Annotated in this window: 26 protein-coding genes and 1 riboswitch; of the genes, 6 read left to right on the top strand and 20 right to left on the bottom strand. The window is 50.1% G+C overall.

Going from position 1 to position 25,804, the window contains the following annotated elements:
• The first annotated feature begins 80 nt into the window (after positions 1–80).
• Both AK95_RS10900 and AK95_RS10895 read left to right on the top strand, forming a co-directional pair.
• Complete coding sequence (locus tag AK95_RS10900; RefSeq protein WP_071219992.1) at positions 81–1,064, top strand: Gfo/Idh/MocA family protein; 984 nt, start codon at positions 81–83, stop codon at positions 1,062–1,064.
• Between the two features lie 191 nt (positions 1,065–1,255).
• Positions 1,256–2,218 (top strand): Gfo/Idh/MocA family protein, encoded by a 963-nt coding sequence (locus tag AK95_RS10895; RefSeq protein ID WP_071219991.1) that lies wholly within the window; start codon positions 1,256–1,258, stop codon positions 2,216–2,218.
• 139 nt (positions 2,219–2,357) lie between these two features.
• On the opposite strand, the gene AK95_RS10890 is transcribed toward AK95_RS10895, so the two are convergent.
• From AK95_RS10890 to AK95_RS10870, 5 genes are all read right to left on the bottom strand, one after another.
• A complete protein-coding gene (locus AK95_RS10890; protein ID WP_071219989.1) occupies positions 2,358–3,782 on the bottom strand; it encodes an NAD-dependent succinate-semialdehyde dehydrogenase in 1,425 nt (474 codons plus the stop codon).
• Positions 3,783–3,964: 182 nt separating this feature from the next.
• Complete coding sequence (locus tag AK95_RS10885) at positions 3,965–4,936, bottom strand: siderophore ABC transporter substrate-binding protein (RefSeq protein ID WP_071219988.1); 972 nt, start codon at positions 4,934–4,936, stop codon at positions 3,965–3,967.
• A 199-nt stretch (positions 4,937–5,135) separates the two neighbouring features.
• Positions 5,136–5,894: an iron ABC transporter ATP-binding protein gene (locus AK95_RS10880; protein WP_071219987.1), complete on the bottom strand. Its 759-nt coding sequence runs from the start codon at positions 5,892–5,894 to the stop codon at positions 5,136–5,138.
• Complete coding sequence (locus AK95_RS10875; protein WP_071219986.1) at positions 5,891–6,838, bottom strand: iron chelate uptake ABC transporter family permease subunit; 948 nt, start codon at positions 6,836–6,838, stop codon at positions 5,891–5,893. The genes AK95_RS10880 and AK95_RS10875 overlap by 4 nt, the downstream gene beginning before the upstream one ends.
• On the bottom strand, positions 6,828–7,781 hold the full coding sequence (locus AK95_RS10870) for an ABC transporter permease (protein WP_071219984.1): 954 nt from the start codon (positions 7,779–7,781) through the stop codon (positions 6,828–6,830). Before AK95_RS10870 ends, AK95_RS10875 begins: the two co-directional genes overlap by 11 nt.
• A gap of 449 nt (positions 7,782–8,230) precedes the next feature.
• On the opposite strand from AK95_RS10870, the gene AK95_RS10865 reads away from it, so the two are divergent.
• Positions 8,231–8,833, top strand: a complete 603-nt coding sequence (locus AK95_RS10865; protein ID WP_071219983.1) for a nitroreductase family protein — start codon at positions 8,231–8,233, stop codon at positions 8,831–8,833.
• A 183-nt stretch (positions 8,834–9,016) separates the two neighbouring features.
• Positions 9,017–9,119, top strand: a riboswitch (TPP riboswitch).
• Positions 9,120–9,203: 84 nt separating this feature from the next.
• The gene (locus AK95_RS10860) at positions 9,204–9,809 is read left to right on the top strand and encodes a YkoF family thiamine/hydroxymethylpyrimidine-binding protein (RefSeq protein WP_071219982.1); all 606 of its coding nucleotides are present in this window, start codon (positions 9,204–9,206) and stop codon (positions 9,807–9,809) included.
• A 72-nt stretch (positions 9,810–9,881) separates the two neighbouring features.
• Here AK95_RS10860 and AK95_RS33415 read toward each other — a convergent pair whose 3' ends face one another.
• Entirely contained in the window at positions 9,882–9,980 is a 99-nt protein-coding gene (locus tag AK95_RS33415; protein WP_074961830.1) for a sporulation protein YjcZ, read from the bottom strand.
• A gap of 117 nt (positions 9,981–10,097) precedes the next feature.
• Complete coding sequence (locus AK95_RS10855; RefSeq protein ID WP_071219981.1) at positions 10,098–10,796, bottom strand: nucleotidyltransferase domain-containing protein; 699 nt, start codon at positions 10,794–10,796, stop codon at positions 10,098–10,100.
• Positions 10,797–10,939: 143 nt separating this feature from the next.
• Here AK95_RS10855 and AK95_RS10850 point away from each other — a divergent pair, with 143 nt between their 5' ends.
• Both AK95_RS10850 and AK95_RS10845 read left to right on the top strand, forming a co-directional pair.
• Positions 10,940–11,662, top strand: coding sequence for a class I SAM-dependent methyltransferase (locus tag AK95_RS10850; protein WP_071219980.1), 723 nt, complete (start codon positions 10,940–10,942; stop codon positions 11,660–11,662).
• Positions 11,663–11,847: 185 nt separating this feature from the next.
• On the top strand, positions 11,848–13,098 hold the full coding sequence (locus tag AK95_RS10845) for a methyl-accepting chemotaxis protein (RefSeq protein WP_071219979.1): 1,251 nt from the start codon (positions 11,848–11,850) through the stop codon (positions 13,096–13,098).
• Positions 13,099–13,297: 199 nt separating this feature from the next.
• Here the strand turns inward: AK95_RS10845 and AK95_RS10840 are convergent, their stop codons facing one another.
• From AK95_RS10840 to AK95_RS10785, 13 genes are all read right to left on the bottom strand, one after another.
• Complete coding sequence (locus AK95_RS10840) at positions 13,298–13,858, bottom strand: histidine phosphatase family protein (protein WP_071219978.1); 561 nt, start codon at positions 13,856–13,858, stop codon at positions 13,298–13,300.
• A complete protein-coding gene (locus AK95_RS10835) occupies positions 13,855–14,319 on the bottom strand; it encodes an NUDIX hydrolase (protein WP_071219977.1) in 465 nt (154 codons plus the stop codon). The genes AK95_RS10840 and AK95_RS10835 overlap by 4 nt, the downstream gene beginning before the upstream one ends.
• Before the next feature lie 2 nt (positions 14,320–14,321).
• On the bottom strand, positions 14,322–15,029 hold the full coding sequence (locus AK95_RS10830; protein ID WP_071219976.1) for a class I SAM-dependent methyltransferase: 708 nt from the start codon (positions 15,027–15,029) through the stop codon (positions 14,322–14,324).
• A gap of 107 nt (positions 15,030–15,136) precedes the next feature.
• A complete protein-coding gene (locus AK95_RS10825; protein ID WP_071220470.1) occupies positions 15,137–15,685 on the bottom strand; it encodes a nucleotidyltransferase family protein in 549 nt (182 codons plus the stop codon).
• Positions 15,686–16,036: 351 nt separating this feature from the next.
• Positions 16,037–16,222 (bottom strand): hypothetical protein, encoded by a 186-nt coding sequence (locus AK95_RS33410; RefSeq protein WP_074961828.1) that lies wholly within the window; start codon positions 16,220–16,222, stop codon positions 16,037–16,039.
• 248 nt (positions 16,223–16,470) lie between these two features.
• Positions 16,471–17,382, bottom strand: coding sequence for a ribokinase (gene rbsK / locus AK95_RS10820; RefSeq protein ID WP_071219975.1), 912 nt, complete (start codon positions 17,380–17,382; stop codon positions 16,471–16,473).
• A 20-nt stretch (positions 17,383–17,402) separates the two neighbouring features.
• Positions 17,403–19,523 (bottom strand): ADP-ribosylglycohydrolase family protein, encoded by a 2,121-nt coding sequence (locus AK95_RS10815; RefSeq protein WP_071219974.1) that lies wholly within the window; start codon positions 19,521–19,523, stop codon positions 17,403–17,405.
• A 62-nt stretch (positions 19,524–19,585) separates the two neighbouring features.
• Positions 19,586–20,740 carry an ADP-ribosylglycohydrolase family protein gene (locus tag AK95_RS10810; RefSeq protein WP_071219973.1) on the bottom strand — a complete coding sequence of 385 codons (1,155 nt, stop codon included), beginning with the start codon at positions 20,738–20,740 and terminating at the stop codon, positions 19,586–19,588.
• 13 nt (positions 20,741–20,753) lie between these two features.
• Complete coding sequence (locus tag AK95_RS10805; RefSeq protein ID WP_071219972.1) at positions 20,754–22,247, bottom strand: extracellular solute-binding protein; 1,494 nt, start codon at positions 22,245–22,247, stop codon at positions 20,754–20,756.
• A gap of 71 nt (positions 22,248–22,318) precedes the next feature.
• Positions 22,319–23,191, bottom strand: coding sequence for a carbohydrate ABC transporter permease (locus AK95_RS10800; protein ID WP_071219971.1), 873 nt, complete (start codon positions 23,189–23,191; stop codon positions 22,319–22,321).
• Positions 23,192–23,206: 15 nt separating this feature from the next.
• On the bottom strand, positions 23,207–24,100 hold the full coding sequence (locus AK95_RS10795) for an ABC transporter permease (RefSeq protein ID WP_071219970.1): 894 nt from the start codon (positions 24,098–24,100) through the stop codon (positions 23,207–23,209).
• 3 nt (positions 24,101–24,103) lie between these two features.
• On the bottom strand, positions 24,104–24,430 hold the full coding sequence (locus tag AK95_RS10790; RefSeq protein WP_071219969.1) for a DUF4387 domain-containing protein: 327 nt from the start codon (positions 24,428–24,430) through the stop codon (positions 24,104–24,106).
• A 13-nt stretch (positions 24,431–24,443) separates the two neighbouring features.
• A complete protein-coding gene (locus tag AK95_RS10785; RefSeq protein ID WP_235613083.1) occupies positions 24,444–25,793 on the bottom strand; it encodes an acyclic terpene utilization AtuA family protein in 1,350 nt (449 codons plus the stop codon).
• Positions 25,794–25,804 lie beyond the last annotated feature (11 nt).

Genomic DNA, 25,804 nt, shown 5'->3' with positions numbered 1-25,804 from the left:
CGGATCATTTTTCTTACGGGATAAGAAGGATACACTCTGTTGGTTATCCTTTCTCATCTTTTGTAGAAGGAGAGAAAGCTATGAAATTGGGAGTAATCAGCTTTGCGCATATGCACGCGTTCAGTTATGCCAAAGCGCTGCAGGGGATCGAAGGCGTAGAGCTTGTCGGCATAGCCGATCCTGTGGAGGAGCGCGGACGGAAATACGCCGAGTATTTCGGGACAGCCTATTATCAGGATTATCACGAGCTTCTTAGTCAAAGCCTGGATGGTGTCATTGTCACCTCCGAGAATGCCCATCATAAGGAGCACGTGCTTGCCGCGGCTGCAGCCGGGGTGCATGTGCTCTGCGAAAAACCGCTTTCGACCAATATACAGGATGCACAGGATATGATTGATGCGTGCAAAGCAAGCGGCGTGCTGCTGCAAACGGCATTCCCCGTGCGTTACAATGCCACGGTCGTTCGAGCCAAACAGATGGTCGATGAGGGGAAATTAGGCCGTATTCTGGCGATGAAGGGGACCAACCGCGGGCGAAATCCCGGCGGTTGGTTCATCGATCCCAAGCTGTCCGGCGGAGGTGCCGTCATGGATCATACGGTGCATGTCGCCGATATCATGCGCTGGATTACAGGTGCCGAGGTGAAGGACGTGTATGCCGAAGTCGACCATCTCATCTCGGAATCCCCTATCGATGATTGCGGCATTCTGACTATGGAGTTCCATAATGGTGTGTTTGCCACGCTGGATTGCAGCTGGTCCCGCAACAAGGAGTTTCCGACATGGGGCGACGTGACCTTAGAAATTGTAGGCTCTGCCGGGACCCTTAGCGTTAATGCCACCAGCCAGAAACTGCACGTATACACCGATGATTCCGGATACCGCCATCATACATGGGGGGATAGCATGGATGCCAGCCTGATCAGGGATTTCGTATCTTCGATTTCCTCCGGCGCTGCAGAAGCATCCGTCACTGGTGAAGATGGGCTCAAGGCACTTGCCGTGGCCGTAGCCGCCTACCGATCATCCGCGAGCCATCGGACAATCGCGTTGTCGGAGCTGTAATCGTTAACCGGCACAGAAGTCGTACTCGTGGTATTCGAGGAGGCTTCTGTGCTTTTTTTCATAGCGGATCCGTCAATCTATGTTCAAATGAAGCTTGAATAATATGGATAGCGGGGCTATAATCACGTGTGAGTAATCGAGTTACCGGAACATGAAACCAACATCCTATACGATCAGGAGTGAGGCAACCTATGATAAAAGCAGGCGTGCTTGGAGCGGGAGGCATGGGCGCCGTCCATATCAAAAACCTGCACGGAAACGAACACGTTCAGCTGGCTGCAATATGCGACACCAATGAAGCGTTAGCGCAGCAGCAGGCCGAACTGTACGGCACAGCTTATTATACGGACGGCAGCACGATGCTGGAGCAAGAGCAGCTGGATGTGCTGTATGTATGCATTCCGCCATTTTGCCATGGTGATATCGAAGAACAGGCAGCCGCAAAGGGCATTCACCTGATGGTGGAGAAGCCGCTGGGGCTGGACGCCCAGTCTGTCCGACACAAAGCCAAAGTCATAAGTGAAAGCGGAATCATAGCAGCTTCCGGCTACTGTCTGCGCTATCTGGACACCGTTGCGATCGCCAAAGATTTTCTAAAGGACAAAAAAATCGGTATGGTTCGCGCCCACTACATAACAACACCTGTACCGACTCCTTGGTGGCGCAAGAAGGCATTATCCGGCGGGCAGCTGGTGGAGCAGTCCACGCATACCATGGACTTGGTTCGCTATCTGTGCGGCGATATCACCCGCCTGTATGCCGATATGAAGCTGCTGCTGGTGAATGACATTCCGGACCTTGACATTCCGGATGTGGGCGCCATCCAATTCGTGTTAGACTCTGGAGCCGTCGGCCATATGCAAACTGGATTTATCCAGTTCGATCACCGCAGCGGAATCGAGATCATGGGTCGCGACTTCCGCGTAGTATTGGACGGAACCACGCTCTCCATTGTAGACAAGGAGAAAGAAATCGTGTACCGCAGCAAATCGGACTTTTACAAAAACCTAACCAACGCCTTGATTGACGCCATTCGTAACAACGATCCGAGCCTCGTGCTGGCATCTTATGAAGACGGCTTCAAGACACTGGAAGTGACGCTGGCCGCCAATGAATCCGCAGAAACCGGCCAACCCGTCATCCTGCAATCATAATAAAAAAGGGGCATGCTCGTGGTCTGTAGACCTTGAGCATGCCCCTTGATTTTGGGTTCGTATGGTGCGACACAGTCTGATAACTGCTCAACAGCTCACCCGTTTCGCACTATAGCGTAATGATGTACTCGCCCCGCTCTTATAAACCAAGCGAAATGTACTTCACCTCCAGGAACTCATCCATTCCGTAGTGCCCGCCTTCCCGGCCAAGTCCACTCTCCTTGAATCCGCCGAACGGCGCTTGCGCCGTCGAAGGAACGGGATCATTCACACCAACAATCCCGTAGTCCAGCGATTCTGCAATGTTCACTGCTTCGCCCAGATTCTGCGTAAATACATAGGCAGCTAATCCATAGGGACTGTTGTTGGCACGCTGCACCGCTTCGTCTATCGTTTTGAACGTGGTAATCGGGGCAAGGGGGCCGAAGGTTTCCTCGTTCATGCATTCCATGTCGTCGGTTGCGTTTATAATGACCGTAGGCTCAATATAATTGCGGCCCAGCTCCGGTAATGCTTGACCTCCTACCAATATGACGCCGCCCTTCTCTTCCGCGTCCTTGATCTGCCTTACGACTTTATCCACAGCGTCCCGGTTAATCAAAGGGCCGATATCGACGCCGTTCTCCAGTCCATTTCCTACCTTTAATTGCTTCACAAGCTTCGCAAACTTTGTGGCAAACTCCTGCGCAATCCCTTCCTGTACATAAACCCGGTTAGCACATACGCAGGTCTGACCTCCATTGCGGAATTTGGAGGAGATTAATCCGGCAGCCGCTTGATCCAGATCAGCCTGGTCCGTCACGATAAAGGGCGCATGGCCGCCAAGCTCCAGCGATATTTTCTTGACGTTAGCGGCAGCTCCGGCCATCAGCTGTTTCCCCACTTCGGTTGATCCTGTAAAAGACAGCTTTCTTACGCGGCTGTCTGCCTGCCACACGCCGGAAATGTCGCTTGAAGCTCCGGTTACGATGTTAATGACCCCGGCTGGAATACCGGCCTGATCAGCAAGCTCCACCAGCTTGATGGCCGTGAACGGCGTCTCGCTGGATGGCTTGATCACCACGGTGCAGCCGGCGGCCAGAGCAGGCGCCACTTTGCGGGTAATCATGGATGCGGGGAAGTTCCACGGCGTAATCGCTGCTACGACGCCTACGGGTTGCTTCGTTACAATGATGCGCTGCCGGCTGGATGATCCGGGTATAGTCTCGCCGTAGATTCGTTTGCCCTCCTCCGCATACCAGGACACAAAGCTGTTGGCATATTGTATCTCGCCCGCTGCTTCCTTAAGCGGTTTCCCCTGCTCTGTGGTCATAATCCGCGCCAAATCATCCGTGTGTTCCGCTATGAGCTGATGCCAGCGGCGCAGCAGTTCTCCCCGCTCATTCGCCGTTCTGCGGGACCATGCGCCAAACGCATCGGCTGCTGCATCGACGGCAAGCCCGGCTTCCTTCTTGCCGGCCTTGGACACGGTACCTATTACCTTCCCATCCGCCGGATTATATACGTCCATCTGTTCTTCGGTCTGAATCCATTGTCCAGCAATATAGATTTGATTACGAAACATCGTAAAGACCTCCTCATCGTCTCATCATGGCTGTGAATGCTGGTTGATCATCAACTACTGCTGCGGTCACGATCCGTCCTTCTTATTATCCGTTACCCACTTACCCTAATGCAAAAAAATAAAACACTGGAGCTTTATACGAAAGCTCCAGTGTTTCCTATATTCATAACAATTCGCTAAACTTATTTAATAGCTGCGTCTACTTCCGTGATCATTTCAGATACGGACGTCAGGCCGCCGCCGGAAAGATACCAGAAATCCGGGTTCAAGTAAACGATGTTACCCTCTTTTGCCGCGTTCGTTGTATTCACAAGCTCGTTCTCAACAACCGCTTTAGCACCTGAAGCTCCTTCGCCCGTGGCAACCGCTGCACCGCGGTCGACAACAAAGAGATAATCCGGGTTCATCTCAACGATGTACTCATTCGAAATGTCTTTACCATGTGTGCTGACTTCGATGTTAGGATCTACGGCTCCGAAACCGAACACGTCATGCAGAATGCCGAAGCGGGAACCTGGTCCGTATGCACTGATTTTGCCTTCGTTAGCCAAGATGATCAATGCTTTCTTGCCGGTTGCTGTAGCTTTCTCATTCAATGCTTTGATGTTCTCGTCGATCGTAGCAAGCTCTTTTTCAACTTCTGCTTCTTTACCAAAGATTTGGCCCAGCGTGTTCATGTTTGCTTTAAAGGATTCCATGTATTTGCTTGTATCAACACCCAGGAAGATGGTTGGAGCAATTTTGCTGAGCTCCTCATACGCATCTTGCTGTCTGCCGGAAATGATGATCAGATCCGGGTTAATGCTGTTGATTTTCTCAAAATCAGGCTCTTTCAGGCTCCCCACATTCTCGTATTTCTTGTCTTCGAATTTGGACAGGTAGGACGGGATATTGGCTTGTGGAACGCCCAAAACCTCAATACCCAATTTGTCGACAGAGTCCAGAATACCAAAATCGAAAACAACGACGCGGGAAGGATTCTTCTTAACAGGCGTTTCACCCAGTTGATGGGTAATCGTGATTTCTTCAGTGGCAGCCGGTGGATCTCCAGCTGCATCTCCTCCACCCGTGCCGCTTGTTTTATCATCTTGACCACAAGCTGCGAGCACAAGCGTGAACATTGCTACCATAAATAAAGCCAACCATTTTTTCATTATTTACACCCCATTTTTTATATTTACAAGCTTCTATTATTCAACATATATTTGAATTTATGGTTGAATATGTAATTCAATCCGAACAGATTAAACCATGCCGTCCTAAATCCAAGGCAGCCCTGTCCTTGTATTGGATAAGGATTCCGTGCTGTTATCTTCCAGAATCCTTATCCTCAACTCTCTCATATCATGTCGCTTAGCCGTAGTATACGCACACCCGATTGTCATTAATCTCTTCGATCTCAATGTCCATGTCATAGATTCCGCGAAGCACATTGCTCTGAATGATATTCTCGGTCTTCCCTTCGCTTTCAATGGCTCCATCCTTCAATGCCACGATGTAATCCGAATAGAACGAAGCGAAATTGATGTCATGAATAACGATGACAATTGTCTTGTTCAGTTCAGCGACAAGCTTTCTGAGAATCTTCATAATCTGTACGGAGTGTTTCATGTCCAGATTGTTCAGGGGCTCATCCAGCAGGATATACTCTGTATTCTGGGCGATGACCATCGCAATGTAAGCACGCTGGGTCTGGCCGCCGCTGAGCTGATGAAGATATTTATGCTGCATATCCCCAAGCTCCATATAAGAGATAGCCTCATCTACGTATTTCACGTCTTCCGCGTTCAATCTGCCCTGAGAGTAAGGAAAACGACCAAAGGATACAAGCTCACGCACCGTCAGACGGAGGCTGATGTGGTTGGATTGTTTCAGAATCGAAACCTTCTTCGCCAGATCGCCGCTCTTCCATTGGCTAACCTCTTTACCGTCCACCGTAATTTGTCCGCTGTCCTTGCCTGTTAATCTGCTAATCATGGACAGCAACGTACTCTTGCCGGCACCGTTCGGACCGATAAAGGAAGTGATTTGACCTTTCGGGATCGTAACGGACACGTTATCAACGACTTTTTTGCCGCCATAGACTTTCGATACGTTCGTAACCTGGATCATGCTTTACTCTCCTTTAGTAGCAGGTATATGAAGTAGACACCGCCGATGAAGTTGATAATGACGCTGAGCGTTGTAGAGAACGTGAACACCCGCTCTACAACCAATTGACCGCCGACCAGTGCAATAATGCTAATCAGTATGGATGCTGCTATTAAATATGAATGCCTGTATGTCTTCATCACTTCGTACGCAACGTTGACCACCAGGAGCCCGAGGAATGTAATCGGACCTACCAAAGCGGTAGCCACCGAGATCAGAACGGCAACCACAATCAGAAGACGCTTCACAACATAATCATAATTCACGCCGAGGTTGATCGCCTGCTCACGACCTAGTGCCAGCACGTTCAGGTACTTGGCAAATCGGGCAAAGTACAGCAAGGTCAGCGCTACGACAATGACGGAAAGGACCAGGAGCTCGGTCTTCACATTGTTAAAGCTGGCAAACATTTTGTCGGCTACAAACTGGAACTCGTTCGGGTCAATCAGCACTTCCATAAAGGAAGACATGCTGGAGAACAGGGTTCCGAAGATCATGCCGATCAGCAGCAGGAAGTAAATGTTATTCCCTTCCCTTTTAAACAGAATCTTATATAAGACTCCGGCAAATAGGATCATCGCGCCCACGTTGATCAGAAAGTTAACGTTGCTGCCCAGTTTGTACAGCGTGAAGGATCCAAAAACAAAGATGACGGTGGTCTGGATCAGTATATATAAGGAATCTAATCCCATAACGCTAGGCGTCAGTATCCGGTTATTCGTGACCGTTTGAAACACCGTGGTAGACAGAGCAATCGCCCCGCCGGTCAGAATAATGGCAAGCACCTTCTTGATTCTCCTCGGAAGCGCGTAATCCCAATTGCCGCCAAGATCAATGAACAGAAAGACTGCCACCAGGATGATTGCCGCTGCGGCCAACAGGCCGAGTTTGGCTTTATAAGTCATAAGCCTTTCTCCTCATCAGTAAGAAAATGAATATACCGCTTCCGAGTACGCCCACGGTTAGACTAATCGGAATTTCATAGGGATAAATAATGATCCGGCCCAGGATGTCACAGAACAGTACGAACCCGGCCCCCAGCAGCGCGGTATGCGAAAGGCTTTTTTTCAAATGGTCTCCTAAGTACAAACTAACAATATTAGGTATGATCAGACCAAGAAACGGAATCACGCCGACCGTCAGCACGACGGAAGCCGTAACCAGCGCCACGATGACCAGTCCCAGATTCACAACTCTCCGGTAGTGAAGGCCCAGGTTGGTAGCAAACTCCTCTCCCATTCCGGCCACCGTAAACTTGTTGGCGAACAGATACGCCAGAATCACAAGCGGGATACTAAGATAGAGCATTTCATACTGGCCCTTCATGATCATGGAAAAATCACCTTGGAGCCATGCGGACATATTCTGAATAAGATCATATTTGTATGCAAAGAAGGTGGCGATCGAACTGACGATATTACCGAACATCAGCCCTACGAGCGGGATGAAGATCGCATCCTTGAACTTAATCCGATCCAGTATCTTCATGAAGATAAAGGTTCCTGCCAGAGCGAATACAAATGCCACAAGCATTTTGATAAGCGGTCCGCTGGTCGTGAAGACGAGCATGGCGACCAATATCCCCAGTCTGGCAGAGTCCATCGTACCTGCCGTGGTGGGCGATACGAACTTGTTGCGGCTGAGCTGCTGCATGATCAATCCGCAGATGCTCATGCTGACACCCGCCAATATGAGACTGACAAGCCTAGGAATCCGGCTGACAAGCATAATATGCTGTTGTTGTTCCGTCATCGAGAACAATTGCAGTGGCGAGATATCTTTAACTCCAATAAATAATGAGATTATCGAGAGTACCACAACGGCTGCAAATAAGTATCTAATCTTCATGGCTCTTCCTTCTATGCGTATGTCTCTAAATACCTGGGATCGTGCAATTTTCGTCATCATTCTCATTGAGATTGATTATCAATTGCGTTCTGATATGCATTATATCATCCTCATTCTGGCTCGACAAGTATAATTGAGAATCAAAATCAATTAAATTGTTCATACAAGTATATTTTGTTCATGAATTGTTCATAATATGAAGTTAGGTGGAGACATTCAATCCCTATTAAATGGATAAGAAAAATTATATTAGATATTAAAAGTCGTTGACAATTCCTCTAAGTTATATTAATATCCTAACAGAATTATTATTTCTAACTAAACGTAAGTTAATGTAGAATAATAATTGAATTTATGGCTAATAACGTAAAATGCATATTTGCTTGTAGTAAGGGACATCTTCTAATCAGGCGTATGCAAATTCGATTACACCAGGAGGTTTTTTTTCAATGTCTAAAGATTTTTCAGCTGCACTCAAAAATCGCCGTTCTTATTACGGGATTAGCAAAGAATCCGTTATCTCGGACGAGCGTATTCAAGAAATCGTAAACGAAGCGGTTAAGTATACTCCGTCTTCTTTCAACTCCCAAAGTGCACGCGTCGTTGTATTGCTTGGCGAACAGCATGATAAACTGTGGAACATGACGGAAGGCATCCTGAAGGAAGTTGTTGGCGATGAAGAAGCATTCAAATCCACTGCCGACAAAATGGCTTCATTCCGCGCTGGTTACGGTACGGTACTGTTCTTCGAGGACAACAACGTCATTGCCGGGCTGCAACAAAACTTTGCCGCTTATGCCGACAACTTCCCGGTATGGTCCAACCAATCCAACGGCATGCTGCAATTTGTAGTATGGACATCCCTTGAGGCAGAAGGTCTGGGCGCATCCCTGCAGCACTACAACCCGCTGATCGACGAAAAAGTAAAAGCCGAATGGAACATCCCGGAAAGCTGGAAGCTGATTGCTCAAATGCCTTTCGGTAAGCCGGTTGCTGAACCAGGCGAAAAAGAATTTGCACCGCTTGAAGATCGCGTGAAAGTATATAACTAATCAAACAGATGAAAAAAGCCGCCTCCCTAAGTTCCTGCAACTGGGACAGGCGGTTTTTATAATGGGCAAAGATTGAAAAACCGATGGAAAAACGATACAATTACACAGGTAAGAACCCTCGAACTTCTACGATAACATGAAGTTCCGGGGCAAATCTTGCGGTTAACCAACTACATAAGATGTTGGCTGTACTAGGGGTGCCATGTGCTGAGAGACGGCGGGCTGCCGTTAACCCTTATCACCCGATCTAGGTCATACTAGCGTGGGGAAGTGTAGCATTTATGTTTATTTCTTTTCGTAGGCATAACTGCACCTTCTTCACGGGGTGCGGTTTTTTTACGTGGACTTATATAATGGGGAGGAAATGACAATGAATGAGCTTGTTTGCGGAACCAGCCGGATCGTCGGATGCCGGTTCTCGGTATTTCCTATGACAGACCGGTTTGTAGAGGTCATCCTGGGCGCGCTGCAATCTGTGGATACGGGGAAGGTGTGGATTCAGACAGACGATGTGAGTACCTGTATTCGTGGACGTGCAGAGCATGTCTTTGATGTTACAAGGGCGATATTCGCCCATGCTGCGGCGAGTGGCGTGCACACTGTTTTTAATGGCACTTATTCCATCGGCTGCCCCGGGGATACGGACGCCGATGTATATATGACGGAGGATTCGACCCGCTTAAACAACGACATCGGAGAACATGCCGATATGGAGACTGCCTGCCAATTCGCTCTTTACCCCATGGGTACGGATAACTACATGGAGGTCATCTACGGTGAAGTAAATCGTGCGAAGGCAGCCGGTACGTTCGCCGGAAGCGTTCATTACGCCAGCCGGTTGGACGGGTCCTTATCCCGGGTGTTCGAGTCTCTTGAAGAGGCGTTTTTGCATGCGATCCAATCCGACAGCAGCCATCTGGTCATGACTGCCGTGGTGTCCGCTCACAGCCCCACGGTTAAAGCTGCATCGAATTGAGTACCATTGAGGCAGACAAAAGCCCGGCAAGCGCCGGGCTTTTCTGTCACTACTGCCAAGAATCTTGACGGTTTAAACCCAAGCACTCAAGATGATTACGAGCAGGATAAAGAGAACCAAAATAATTCCTACTGAATTGCCCCATTCACCGCCGCCATATACTCCGCTCATGAAGATCCCCTCCTGGATTTAAAGTATGACGTGATGTAATCACACTATTATAGTATTTCCCGCGCCTTGCTAGCGTCACGGCTAATGTACCTCTCTTTATCTATTGGCAACGATATTTTATTCCTCATAACCGATGAGAAGTTTCCCTCCGTACGGACGGAGCATTTCCTCGGTAAATGCCATTAGAACAGAAGGATCATCTTGGCGATACATCGCCGCGAGCGCTGCTTCCAATCGCTCTCCTAAGATTGTGTCAAAGCGGTTAAACAGGCGGAACAGCGTTTTCCCTTCACCCGTCCACTCCCGGTTCACCCTAAGTACAAAATCACAGAGAATCGCAGCTATTTTGTGCACCGTAAACCATTTTTCGCCATCGCTTCGGGGACTCTTCAAGTCCAGCATGTACTCGGTTAGCACATAACGGTAATCGTTAATATCGGTTATCGACAGGGGCAGAGGTCCGTAATCCAAATCGCTTTGGGCTTCCGCCCGCACCTCTTCCCCCTCGGGCAGCAGGCGCAGCACCGTCCCTTCTGCGATCATCCGCTGAAATGACGGATTCGCCGCGATCACTCCCTCGTCAAAATATTCGCGATAGGAGGATAAAGACAATATAAAGATTTCCGCGATCCACCCATGCGCCTCTATCGTCCTCCTGCAGAAATCATAACCCCCTCGTTCAAGGACCATAATGTCCAAATCGGATTGTTCATTATATTCGCCTCTGCTCGCGCTGCCGCCAAGCACGGCTAGCAAACAGTCGGGATAATCGTGTTGAATGACGCGTTCCGCTGCCTCTACCGGTTCCATCCTCATGACGTTTCCTCCATTATGACTCTGATCCTCCCGAAAAAAGGGCTCAAAATATCTAATTCAGCTAAAACCCTAAACGTACCTGAATCATATGGTAAATAAACGATTACCCTCATGTTGATGACAAGGAAGAAGGGATAGATGAGATGAACTACATTCATATGCTCTCCAAATTAGGCATGGGCAGTGCCCACCCGGGAGGATTCGAGGCAACCCTCAGAATGCTGAAGAATTATCCCATTCAACCGGGCAGCCGCATTCTGGAGGTGGGGTGCGGAACTGGCAGAACCGCATGCCATCTTTCGGAGATGGGGTATCAAGTGACCGCTATTGATCTGAACGAAAATATGATCAAAAAAGCACGAGCACGAGCCGAAGCGATGGAAATCGACGTGCAGTTCCATCAAGCGGATGTATGCGCATTGCCTTTCGAGGACAACCAATTTGATCTGATCATGGCCGAGTCTGTTACCGTATTTACGAATACTTCGAAATCGCTGCCCGAATATTACCGCGTTCTGGATCGCGGAGGCGTCCTGCTGGACAGAGAATTACTGCTAGATAAACCCATGCCGGAAGCAAAGCTTCAGGAACTGCTCGAATTCTTCGGAATACCTAATCTGATGATGAGAGAAGAATGGGCGGACTCCCTCTTGGCTTGCGGGTTTAAACAGGAAGAAATTCTGGAGTACAACCACTTCAATGAGCAGTTAAAGGAAGAGCAGACACGTCATCTGGATACATTTGAACAGCGCGATAAAGGACTCCTGTTCGATGTTGCGCTCTGGGAAACGCTGTTCAAGCATGACCGCATGATTCTGGATAATACCGACTATCTCGCTTCCGCCTTATTCCGGGCAGTAAAATAAAACCTTTTCATATCTGTGCATCAAGTGGGGATTCGTATATTTGCTACGTATCCCCTCTTCCCTCCTCATTTTCAGTTCTTTCGACCTAATCCAACACTTTTTGTCAATTCGTTCTATCTAGTTTTGCCCGTCGATGCTATAATCATGGTAAATATATCCTATGTTGTTGAGGAGGACTCATTCTTATGGCATGGTTCAACAGACTCCCTATCTCACGAAAAATTACTGCAGCCTGTTTTCTCATTGCCGCTTTGTTTGCGGTTCCAATGCTGCTTGCATTTATTCTAATGGGTAAAGCAATCATTGGCGTGGTCATCGTGGTGGTACTAACCGGTCTTACTTTTCCTCTTTCTCGTCTTATTGAGAAAACGCTTACCAACTCCTTCGCGGAAATCTCCAGCGTTTCTGCCAAAATCGCGAAAGGCGACTTCACCTTCCAGGTAGAAGAGGTTGGGGGCATGAACGATCTCAGCAGAACATTCAACAGCATGGTGGACAAGCTTCGTAAAATATTGCAGGAAACCTCGGATATTACGCGTCAGGTCATGACCTCAAGCTCCAATATCTCGATTAAAAACCAGGAGCTCATTCAAGTGATGAATCAAGTCTCCTTATCTTCCAATGAGCTGGCCGTCGGGGCTAACGAAATTTCGGAAGACGTAGCCGAAATGACACATTCCATTGGCGAGATCGAGGAGAAGGTCAGCAACTATACGCATTCAACCCAGGAAATGAATACCCGTTCGATCGAAACGCTGGGACTGGTTGAGCAAGGAAGGGACTCCGTCGCCAAGCAGTCTGCAGGAATGCAGCGTAATATTGACGCAACGGCCAAAGTCGCGGAGTCCATTGATGCACTGGCCCGGAGTGCCAGAGGAATTACGCAGATCACGGAGACGATCTCGGAACTTGCCGATCAGACCAATTTGTTATCCTTGAACGCATCTATTGAAGCGGCAAGAGCAGGCGAGCACGGCGCCGGCTTTGCGATTGTCGCCCAAGAGGTACGTAAATTGGCTGAAGAATCCACGTCATCAACACGGGAAGTATTCAATCTCGTACGGAGCATCGAATCGGACGTGAAACATGCCACCCAGAACATTAAAATTAATGAAGAGGTCGTCAGGCAGCAAACCGAAATGATCCGTGAGGCTGAGCTGGTGTTCATGGAGATTGTAAACAGTGTTCAGTATATTTCGGAACAGATCGCCGCTTTCTCCAAGGAGAGCGAATCCATGCTTGAAAGTGCGAAGAGCATTTCTTCCGCGATTCAGAATATATCGGCGATCACGCAGCAATCCGCCGCTGGAACGGAGCAGGTGTCGGCCTCCATGAATGAAGGCATCTCATCGATCCAGAAGATGGCCGAGGAAGCGGAAGCAATGAATAATGCCGTTTTCCGGCTGCAAAAAACGATCAACATTTTCAAATTTTAAGTAAGGTTCAGTCTACATAATGTATACGCGCTTTTGAAACGGCAACGAGCCGAAATGCAAGAAATGGCTGTGCTAGGATAACATCCTGAGCACAGCCATTCTTCATTAGACATATTTTCGAGTATGACGAACCGTCCGTCAATTGAGCACACCTTCGTACAGGGCAGCCCCCTTTTATATCATGCAAAGTACTCCAGCCCTATAGCTCGTTCCATAACCGCGCGATATTCACGACCCGCCCTTCCTCAAACTCGGCTCGGTAAATATCCGGCAGCGTTGTACCTAACCAGAAATGATAATCGAATCGTTGATCATAATGCTGCAGCATGAGTGTCATAATGTCGCCGTGGGTGCCAATCACGACAGACTTTCCAATATGTTTATTCAGGATTTCCTTTAGCACCTGGACTGCTCGGCTTTGCGCGCTTTGGCTGGATTCCCCTCCAGGGAAGGAGGTAGTTGGATCCTGAAAAAGGATCTTCTTGGCATCGAGGAAGGAATGCCCCTGAAAATCCCCGACCTTCCGTTCCCTTAAGTCCTCATACTCCGTAATCGGCAATCCCAAAGCGTCTGCCAATGGTTGGACCGTATCCTTGGCTCGCTTGTAAGGGCTTGATATGATCGCGTCAATCCCTTCTCCCAGGAGCATGTCCTTGACTCGAACCGCAGCGAGGGAACCCTCGGCGGATAATCCCCGCGACCTTTCCTTCCCCTCGAGATATGGCGATTCCGCATGTCTCACAAAATAGAAAGTCGTCATCCTTCAACCTCTGCTTCTTTAGAAGTCTCACCCTTTAATACGGGCTCCATCATCATCTCTACAAACGGTGTTAACGGTAACAACCCCAATGACTCCAAGGGAATCCATTTTGCTCCTAATGAGTCTTGGCCGTCTCCGTCCGTCTTGATCACGGCTTGTTGATCCAGCAGCTCGACATCATACATGATGCCGATGTGATGCAGTTCTTCCATCTGATTCGCTTCATACTGATATACGATCGTGTAGGATACAGCCGTCCGAATGCTCCCCTTAATTGGAGCAAGCCCGGTTTCCTCGATAAATTCGCGCTGCAGCGTATGCTCCGGCTCTTCTCCGAACTCAATGGAGCCGCCCGGTAAATCCCACTTCCCCTTGTGCGGCCCTCTCGCTTTCTGGATCAACAGGATATGATCATGCTGAATCAATACTCCATAAACGCCGAGATGCGTATGTTTCACCACAGTTAACACACTCCTTTTCTTGCAGTGAAGGTGATCCATTGACTTCGAAAAAGTACGTCTCTCCCACCCTTCACTTCTTGAATATCCTGCTGCACCTGACGCCTCGTGAAGATCTCCCATTCCGAATACAGCTCATCGAGGATGGAAAAGGCTCTGTCCGCGGACAGATTCAGCTCGATTAAACCTTCCTCCTCCAAGCCCGTTTCCTGATCGATTTCCTTCACCTCTGTGCTCATCATGATGCAGTGTATGCCCTGGCGCACGGTTCCTGCCTGCATCTGTTCGATCTTGGATACGAAGGCATCCTCGGAGCTCATATGCTCCAGGCATGAGCATGCGATGACGTAATGATAAGTATCCACGGCAATGTCATAGTGCTCTACGTCTGCCACAATGGCCTCAAGGTTTGAGCTTACGCCATGTAGTACCGCATACTGCCGCAGCTTCTCGACTGCCGATGGCAGCAAATCCACGCAGACGACCTGCCCGTTCGCCGCTTGGATCCGCTGCGCAACCGGGATACTGTTACGCCCGACGCCACAGGCCAGATCCAATACCCGCATCTCATGAAACGACAATAATTCCAGATGATCGAGGACCGTCTGCACAGGCTTGGCTAACCAGCTCCCAGGCTGAAACAATACGGTTTCTTCGTACAGTGTCTCGTGATACAATATTTCCTTTTGACGTGCGCAGTTGAATATGTCCATGCGATAGCCCCTTGTTCCGGCCGTTATAAGGCCTACCTATAAATTCAATACGGACAGCCCATTTCCTTGCTCACTGCAACTCCTGCTAGGATATAGGGTACCCTTATCTAATCATCGCTTATCGTTAGCTGCGGCCACTGATCCTTCCATTGCTTCTTCGCTACCCGTTCCAAATAATAGCTCGGCTTATGAAAGTTAGGACTTCTGCGAACCCGAAGCGCAAATAAATCCTCCAATCCATAAGGACAGCAGAGCTCAAGCTCTTCTTCGAAGTTCAGCCTTGCCCCGACCGCGGTCGCCGTCTCCGGCCAATAGGTTAACGCTGCTTGGGTCGAGTTATAAGGCTCATCTCCATTCTTCACATGCATTCTGGCCTGATTCTTGACTGACCATTTCGGGTTCGCCGTTGTTGTTCTAAGAAGCTCTTCCAATCGAATATCCCGCTCTACAGAAACATCCTCCGGATCGAAGTATACGACATCGATATCCGTATGCCGATCCGTCCCTTCAAACCCATGAAGCAGGTCCCACACATAATTTCGTATGTAGCCCGCAGAAATATAGCATTGCGGCAGTCCTAAGTCGCGAACGCTGCGCAAATCCGTCATCAATTGCTTATGCTGGCTTATGTATTCCTTTAACTGTTCCTCTAATATACCATCCACCTCCAGTAACCTGATATTCCTCTTCGCCATTTATACTTTCTTATCTCTTAAAAAAGCATAGACCGCTTCACGAGGAATACGGTCTATGCACGCTCTTTGGTAAAACTATTATATTCCAAATAATCCCTGAACGGCAAGACAGACAGGGATTATAGGCGCAGCGGGTGCCACCCGTGCAGCATGCCGGACAGAAACCTGAGCATGCGCACTAACAGCTGCGACTTGAGATGGTTTGACTGCGTATGTTCCTGTGAGGGAGCTTTATAAGCCGTATTTCGAGTTATCCGCAAGATGCATAAGATTATCCCATCGTTCGTGCAATCAAGGCCGCTGGTGTGATAACTACACAGCCGCGTCCACCCGCTCCTGCGAAGCGCCGTCACAGCGCTTGCACACTTTCAGGGCAGTCCCGTCCGATTTGGTCCGGGGATACAACAGTTTAGTCCGGGTACTCTTGCACACCGGGCATGTACCGCGGGCGCGAGTTGGTAGGTTCCACAAGGATTTGCCTCTTTTTTGTTTTGCCATGATCAGATACCCCATTTCATAGATTCATTATCATCACTCTTACATATATGAAAGGGTTCGGCAGAACATGTCGGTTAGCTCCATTTAGATCTCACATGACATGGTTCACAATCACTGCAGCCTCATCAGATCCGGAATGAATGGCGGATCGTCGTCATCGTACGCCTATAGCGCATATTCGAAATACGAGGGGGAATATAACAAAAGCGAGAAGGCAACAAAAACACCCTCTCGCTTTTTGCAACGAATTATTTATTTATAAAAGCTAGAATCTCTTCCTTGGACGGTATAGAGGCTTGTGCGCCTGGCCGGGTTACCGTCAGTGCAGCCGCTGCAGTTGCAAACTGAAGGGCCTCTTCCGTTTCCAATCCCTCCGTGCAAGCCGCCGCATAAGCACCGATGAAGGTATCTCCTGCCGCCGTGGTATCCACGGGTGTGACACGGAAAGCCGGAACGGTGAAACGCTCACCCTTGGCATTTCCATAGAAGCAGCCCTGCTCGCCAAGGGTGATGATCACGTTGGAGGTGCCTCTGCCGATGATCGACGCTGCCGCTGCATCCGCTGTAGCCGCGTCCTCCACCTTCAAGCCGCTTACCACTTCCGCTTCGGTCTCGTTCACAATTAATGTATCGATCAGCGGCAGCACGTCATGAGGGACCTCTCGCGCAGGCGCCGGATTCAACCAGACGCGAACGCCTGCCTTGTTGGCCGATTGGATAACGTACTCCGTCGTCTGCCACGGAATTTCATTCTGCAGCAGCACGGCATATACTCCATCCCATTTCACCTCTGTCGCTACGTCTTCTTCAGTCAACCGCCCATTGGCTCCTTCCGACAGCACAATATAATTCTCGCCTTCCTCGTTGACCGTGATGATCGCCATCCCCGAGGTGCCTGTCTTGGAAAGGACGGAAGTAACGCCAACGCCTCGTTCCTCCAAAGAAGCAACCAGGGTCTTCCCAAATGGATCAAGACCAACCGCGCCGACCATGGCACAATCCGCACCCGCCGAGGCTGCCGCCACAGCCTGATTTGCCCCTTTCCCCCCAGGAAAAAAAGATGTGCCCTTGCTATGAATCGTTTCCCCCGGGCGGGGGAACTGCTCTACAGTACTCACAACATCCATATTAATGCTGCCAATGACAACCAGCTTGCGCAAAGATAATCCGCTCCTTTCTCTTATACCGACTTCGGCTCTGATGTACGAACACGAACATCCTTGATCTCATTCTCGCCGTCATCTAAGCAGCCAAAGCCGAACATGCCATGACCATAAGCGGTATCCTTGCATTCCAGCACATTCTCTCCATTAATATACAAGATGAACCGATCCTTCTCGGACACCAGCTTCAGGCGGTATTCTTGACCTAATGCCCAATCGTATCTTGCCGTAATCAGACGCTTGATCCCGAAGTCCTGTTTGATAAACGATACGGAATTCGGGCCGTCGAACCCGGCCAGATAATGACGCATGACGCCCTGCGCTCTTGTAATCAGACAATGGCTGGTGCCGGATATCGGTTTGATGGTCGCTTCAATCTCCATATCTTCAGCATAGTAATTGCCGGAATAGGATGATGTGTCTCCTTGCGATGTGCAATGCATCGTTCCATCACGCAGCTCCCATGTTCCTCGATGATGCGAGAATGGCGTGATCGAAACGAATTCTTTGGCTTGCTTGGCAAAATCGATCGTATAATCCGCAGCTCCCGTGATGCGGAATTGCCCGACGAACAAACTTCCGATGGCACGATTCAATAGCGGCGACGGGCTCTCGAGTATCCATCCGATCTCATCAATCATGGCACCTTCCGTATCCGGAATGACGAATTGAACAGCGTTCCACTCTCCGCACACGGGAGTAAACGCAGCCATACGCACGTCCTCCTGCGTATAGGTATTGCGTACATACGGAGTCAAGGTAATTGGTTCGCCTTCCCACTGATCCACATAAATGCGGGCGGATACGGTCTGCCCGCTGTAGGCCAGAGGGGCAAAGGTCGGCTTATATTTCTCATCGTTAAACTCCGCCCGGCGATAGAACGGTTTATAGTAGATCTTGCTGGTGTCCCCTTCCACCAGTCTGTCAAAAACTACTTCAAGCGATCCTCTGCTATCATAAACATGTTTCGTCGAATGGCGAACGACCGGCGTTTTGAAGGCATGGCTCGTCCGGAATCCATGCGTAGACCCCGGCAGGTCGAAATCGAAAGACACCTCGCCCTGCCTCACCCGACGTGCCAGCTCTTCAGGTGCTTTCTCTCCGTTGAGGCGGTAGCCAAGCAGTGCAAGCTCTTTGGCGAATGTCGGAAAATCCACCAAATTCAAATAGCCGGACACGCTGGAAGCCACGATGAAGTCATTGATCGGCTTGCGGTAATGTTCGGGAATACCCGCCAGACCTCTGTAAACGCCGAGGATCGTTCCCACGTTGCCTGCATTGCAATCGGTGTCCCAGCCGCACATCGACGCGATTTCGACCGTGCGCGCAAAATCTTCCTCGCCATACAGAAGGGCAAGCACGCACACGCCCGCATTCGGGATAATGTGGCATACTCCCGTATATTTATCGTATCCCCAATGGTCCTCCAAATACTGGCGGCAAGCGCGGAAATCGGAAGGCTGCTCCAGGTGGAAGTCCATGACGGCATGGACCACGCGTGCATAGGTGGAGTCATCCGGAATCATGCGCAGGCCTTCCGCGATAATCTCATCCATGGATGAAGCATCAAAGGCTTTGGCGATGCAAGCAGCCATGAAGCGGGCGCCATACAGCCCGTTGCCGTCATGGGAGACGCTGGCCGCTTTTTCCGCGTAATCCGCCGCTTTCTCCGCTTGCCCCGGGAACAGCAGACCCCAGGAATCGATGAAGATCTGGCCGCCGATCTGCTCCGCCATCTCCGTGCCGTTGACCTCGATCGAGCCCGAACGAGGAGCCGGAATGCCTTTGCGCAGATTCACATAGGCGCGGTGCTCGGTGCTGATATCCTCACCGCCCCACCAGAACATGCCGATCCCTTCCCTTGCGTAATTAAGCCATGCTTTGCCCACATCCTCCGGCTCAAGCTCACGGTCTGTCGCATCGTCATACAGCGCGCGGATAAAGAAAACCGGACCGTTGGCGTCATCGTCGGCGGCAAAGGTTGTATATGGCTTCACATAATCCCGTATATCGCCGTATACATCCCGAATGCGTTCATACGTCCAAGCCACCGGTTCGATGGGAGCACCCAGCCTTATGCCAATGTTCATGCCGATGAATCCCGCATATACCGTCTCTACATATTGTTTAGGTATCATTTGCTCTCCCTCCTATTTAAAGCATTTTCTTTATCCGTTGTGGTTCTTAGTACTGTTTAAAGCTAACGACTCACTATGGTCTTCCGAGACTCATTGATGCGAATATCCTCCTCAATGATCTTCGCGGCAATGCCGCTGAACCGATCAGCGATAGCGCACAGGTCCAAGCGGTTCACCTTATTCAGCTGCTTAATATCTTCCTTGCGGATAACCTCGCTGCCATACATGGCGCCCAGGATCACCCCGGCCATGACACCGATCGAGTCCGTATCCCGCCCCGAGTTAACCCCGTCCAGGATTGAACGGTAGTACTCTCCGTCATTGAGCACGATGAATGCAAGTGCCATCGGCAGCTCTTCAATCGACCATAGGCGACTTGGCGTATAATGGTTGCTCGGGATGCCAACCTTGTCGATATGGCGGCTCACGTCATCGCCCATCGGCGAATATTTAAGCATGATCGCTTGCAAGACCTCGATCACTTTGTCCATATCATCCCGCTCCTGCCGCAGTTCGCGGGCAGCTTGCGTCATCTCTTGAATGGCAGCTTTCGTGCCGTCTTTTGCCAGACTGATGGCGGTGCGGACGATATCGTCCACACTCACCCCCGGCTCAAACGCCTTCGCCACGCAAGCGGCCAGAACGCCCGCGGCTTCCAGGCCGTAACTGCTCTGGTGACCCATCGCAAACAGGATGGCTTCATCATAAGCCGCCTTTGGATTGCCTGCATTGACGATCCCGATCGGGGCGATGTACATCGCCGCCCCGCAGTTCACCATATTCCCGATGCCGCCTTCTCTCGGATCGCAATTGGCCAGCACATGACGCATAAAGATATATTTTTCCGGATAGAACAACCGGTCAATGATCAGCGTTTCCTCATTCAGCTCAGGAACAAACGTCTTGCGGAACGCGATCTCCTTCACGAACTCATTGCCCATATCATAGGCATCCAGATGCCTGCCCTCGGTAAGATACACGTTCATGAGCGCAATGGTCATCAGCGTATCGTCCGTGACAATGCCATCGCCTCTTACACGGCCAAGCCGGACGTCGGGGGGCAGATCCATCTTATGCCATCTTGTCATAAGGGATTCCACGCGTCCGTACTTGGACTTGATCTCCCCGTACGTCAATTTCTCGATTGGAGCTCCCATTGCGTCTCCGAGCGCGGTGGATATCACCACGCCCCTCACCCGGTCACGAAACGAAGTCATAGTTATAGGCTCCTTACTTGATGTTTTCGTTGGCGTATTTCGTTATCTCTGCTCCGCCTGCAGCATTCCATGCTTCAACGAATTGGTCGAATTGGGACAAGTCCTTCTTGCCTGTAATAAAGTCCGTCGAATATTCCTTGTACAGATTGTTCATCGCATCCCAGTTCGCAATGAATTGCTCAGGGATGATGAAATTATTGTCTTCCGTGTAGAAATCGCCAGCCATTTTCAACGATTCGGTTCCAGGCTTTCCAAGGAGCGGCGTTTTCAAAGGCGTTTCGGATTTGATCTCGGTCGGCTCCCAGAAACGCGCATACCATTCGCTGTAGTATTTCTCGTTCAGCTCGATTTCGCCGTCAACCACCTTGTAATGCTCCTCTTCGAAACCGAGGCGGTCCAGCATTTGCCCCTTCGGACTTGCAAGGTAATCGAATACCTTGAATGCTACGTCTTTATGCGGAGACTGCGAGGAGATCGCAAGTCCTCTGGATTCCTTCGTAACATCGGTGGCCCCGAAGCCTTGAGCCTCGCCTTTAGCAGGCGGGAGCACGATCAGATTGGCGTCATCTCCGCCGAGTTCCTGCATTCTTCCGTCATACAAATCGATGATTTTGCCGGCTGTGCCCGTAATAACGGCAGCTTCACCTTTATAGAAGGCGTCTTCCTTCGTATCCCATTGCTTCGTAATGAATTGCGGGTCCAGCAGCCCTTCCTTGTAGAGCTTGTTGTAGAACGTCAGCTTTTCTTTTTCCTTCTGGGAAACCTTGGAGTACTCATACGTTCCGTCTTCCTTCTTAAGCCAAGTCGTATCTAAACCGAAAGCCGTATTGAAAATAAAGTTGATCTCGGCAATATCGCCTGCTGCTGTCAGCGCGTAGCTCGGCTTGCCTTCACCCGGCTTCTTCTCCACCAGTTCCTTGAAGAAGGCATAATAATTGTCGACGGTCGGGTTCTCCATCAGGGCCTTGGAGCTATCCATCGCATTATACCAGTCGGCCCGGATGACCGGGGTCTTCGGGGCGAGCGGTTTGATCCACAGCAGATACGGATAGCTTGCCATCCGCGTTTGGTTATGCGGCTCGATGATATCTTTAATGTAAGTGGATTTTTCAATGTATGGCGTCAGATCCTCCAGCAGGCCTTGTTCGGCAATTTGCTGGTCGCCGCCCTGGAAGTAGATGATATCCGGAATAGTTCCGCCTAACAGCAGCAGATTCAGGTTCTCGGCATAACTGCCCTGTGCCAGATCGACAAGCTCGAATTTCACATTCAATCCTTCGTCTTCGGCCAGGGATTTCTCCAAGGTCTCGAAGAATTTAACCGAAACAGGGTTCGCCGTTCCTTCATCCTTATACACGATCTTCAATGTAACGGGATCACCGCTTCCATCCGGCTGGGTAGTCCCGGGTTCGGCTTGACCCGCTCCCGGCGTGTTTGATTTCGATGTGCATGCCGACATGACCATAACCAGCATGGCAACGATGAGTAAAAGGCTTAATTTTTTCATGTTCATCTTTCTCCCCTTTTTATGAATTTGAACATTCATGCCTTATAAGTAAGCTGACTTCGCCTTCCCGCTTAATCCTTCACTCCGCCCTCCAGTTCGCCTTTCGCGTAATATTTCAAAATGAACGGATATAGGAATAACAGCGGCACAATTGCAATCATGATCGTACCTGCCTGCAGGGAAGCAAAATCAAAGTTGATCGAGCTGTCGAACATGTTCTGGTTGCCGATCAGGGACGTATTGTCCTTGCGGACAACGAATTGTCTAAGCACGACCTGCAGCGGCCATTTGGTCGGGTCCGAAATGTAGAGCGTCGCTCTGAAATATTCATTCCAGTGGTACACCCCGTAAAACAAGCCCAAGGTCGCCAATCCCGGTTTGGACAACGGCAGTATAATTCGGCTGTATAAGCGGAAATGACCTGCCCCATCGATTCGAGATGCCTCCAGAATCTCCTCCGGTATGTCCTGAATGAACCGCATGAGAATAAAGAGATAGTACACGTTGATCGCTTTGTACAGGATCAGTGATGTTAGCGTATTCATCAGTCCGAGATCCTTTACCAGCAGGTATTCGGGGATCATGCCCGGCTCAAACACCATAATGACGATCAGAAAGAACAACACAACCTTTTTACCGATAAATTCGGTTCTCGCCAGCACGTACGCCGCCATGGAGGTTAGCAGCAGATTCAGGAATGTGCCTGCTACGGTAATCCATACGGAATTCAGAATACTGCCTGTAATCAAGGGATTGGACAATAACAGTTGGTAATTGATTGTTGAGAATCCCTTCGGAAAGATGTCCAGTCCGCCCATCAGATGGGCTTTGCCGGGATCGGTTAAGGACAGCGCCAGCAGATTCAGGAGAGGAACCAATACCATGAGCGTGAACACAAACAACATGAGATAAATGACGATTTTGGATAATTCCAGCCGTCTCACCCTTAAATCCCTCCTTTACCAGACGCCCTTGCCCGAGAAGCGCTTCGATATGAAATGCGTGCCCAGGATGAGGATGATACCGATCACGCCCTTGAACAGACTTGCTGCAGTTGCGTAAGCAAACTGTCCGTTCCCGATACCGATTCGGTACACATATGTGTCCAGAATATCCACCACACTGATGATGGAATCGTTCATAAAGTTAAACACCTGATCAAAACCGGCATTCATGAAGAAGCCCAGATTCAGAATGAAGACGGTTACAACTGTGCTGTATAAATGAGGAAGCGTAATGAACCTCATCTGCTGCAGCCGGGTCGCCCCGTCCATCTTGGCTGCTTCATACAATCCTGGGCTGATCTTCATGATGGCTGCCAGATAAATGATCGAATCCCAGCCGGCGCTTCTCCAGATTTCGGAGAATACGAGCACCCAACGGATATGCTCCTTGCTGGTCATGTAATCCACGGATGGCAGTTGAAAGAAATTCGCTATCAGATTGACTCCGCCTTCGGCAGGGTTCAAGAGACTGATCCAGATTCCGGCAATCACGACCCAGGACAGGAAATGTGGCAGATAGACCACGGATTGCACATATTTGCGGTATTTCGTGCTCCGAACTTCATTGATCAGAAGCGACAGCATGATCGGAATCGGGAACACGAATACGATTTTCATCAAGCTGATGATAATGGTATTCTGCAGCACGCTTGTGAAGGCGGGCGAGCTGAACAGCGTCTTGAAGTGCTTCCACCCGACCCAGACATGATCCCCGAGAATCCGGTAATCCTGAAAGGCGAGTTTCATGCCGTACAGCGGAATGATGTGAAAGATAAAAAAGTAGAGCAGAGGCAGCGACAGCATCGCGTACAGTACCCAATCCTGCCTTAATCGCCTTAACACCTTCATGGCTTACCCCTCCTCCAGATGTTCAATGGATAGTTTCATGAGGGGAGCATGCTGCTGGGCACCGTACACGTCGCGATCGCCGACACTGCCCGACGATATGTCCCGCGACATCGTGATTTTGAAACCCAGCGCCTGGTCGAAAAACACCAAATGATGAATCTGCTCCTCCCGTATCTGATACAGCTCGCATATCGTCCCTTTCGTAATGACGCCGGACTGTTTCACTCTGTCATACTGCTCCTTGGAATCAAACAACACGTCTAATGTAATTTCGAAGGGTCCCGAGTTTTTGCTTCGCAGCACTTTCGCTAAATCGCCGAGTTCTGTCATGGTTTGATCCTCCTTATCGATGCTCTATACGAAAAGCATTATTTTTCATTTCCATCAGGTGATAGACGGAGAACTCATACACAGGACCGAACTCGATATCGCTTGGCGCGAATGGAAATGCCAGATTGCCTGCCGTTGATTTCCGGCCTTCGTAGCCATAATGCAGAAAGGTGGAGCGCACCGTCGCGCATATGCTGTTCGCCAATTCCTGCGTCTTGGCCACCACTTCGAACATGACGCCGACCTCATGTCCGGCGAAAGACTCAGGCTCCTTGCTTCCGAGGACGCCATTCTTGCCGTAGTTGTAAAATTGGATCCGATAATCAGACTCCGGAATTTCCCGGTAATATTCCCGCGCCTGGTTGCGAACATATTCCTCAACCTCTTCCAGCTTCCCGATCAGAAGCGGATCCCGGATCCCGGCGACCACGAAGGTCCGATAAGCGACGCGTCTTGCGCCTTCCAGCTTGATGAAATATTTCTCCGTCGGAAGGAACCGGCTGCCCGTCACGCGAACGACGCCTTTCTCCTCTTCCTCGAAGCGACAGTTCTCCAAATCGAGCGTAAAGCCGGGGCCGTGCAGAATAAACGGATGTTCCTTCTCATAAAAGGTATGGGCCGCAACGCTGGTCGGGCTGCACGTCCGGCTCGGGTTAAGCGATTGAACGGTAAACGAATGGTCGCTGATCGTGCCAAGAATGCTGTCTTTGGTGGTTCCCGGTTCCGCGCACAATGCGCCGCATTCCAAAATTTTGCCCAGATGATAGGATAGCCCCGGGTCCTTGCCGTGATAGATCCCGATCGCCGCGAAAGGCGAAGGATCATACGCCCGGCCGCAGACGATGATGTCCACACCTTGTTGAAGCGCTTCCACAATCGGCTCGTGTCCCATCTGGGCAACGATGCTGTTGGTGGAGTCAATCAACTCACTGGTGAGTGGCGGAATATTCGGACTTAGTGCCTTAATCCGCCCTTCTTCCTTCGCCTGATGAATTTCCTCCCGGGTGAAGTCGGCCCATATGACGGACACCTTGGCCTGAAGCCCCCGCTCATCCAAAATCTCATCAATGATATCCAGCGTCCAGTTCACATGGGTCCGTGCCCCCGAGCCCCCGGCCGAGCCGATGATGATCGGAATTTTCCGGGGCAAACCGTTTGTGAGCATAATGTCCAGATCCTTCTTGACCGCCCGCTTGCTGACGATCGATACGCCGGCGCCCAGCTTGTGCGGTCCCCCATCCGTGGAGCCCGCATCAACGACGATGCCGTGCAGCTCGAACTCCAGTCCGTTCAGGAAGGATTGTTCAGGAAATCCATATCCCAGCATGCCGCAGGGTGATAGAATTCGAATGTCTGTATTCATCTGCAGTCCCT

The sequence above is a fragment of the Paenibacillus sp. LC231 genome, from assembly GCF_001860525.1.
Classification (GTDB): Bacteria; Bacillota; Bacilli; order Paenibacillales; family Paenibacillaceae; genus Paenibacillus_AQ.
This window is presented reverse-complemented; position numbering and strand designations above follow the sequence as displayed.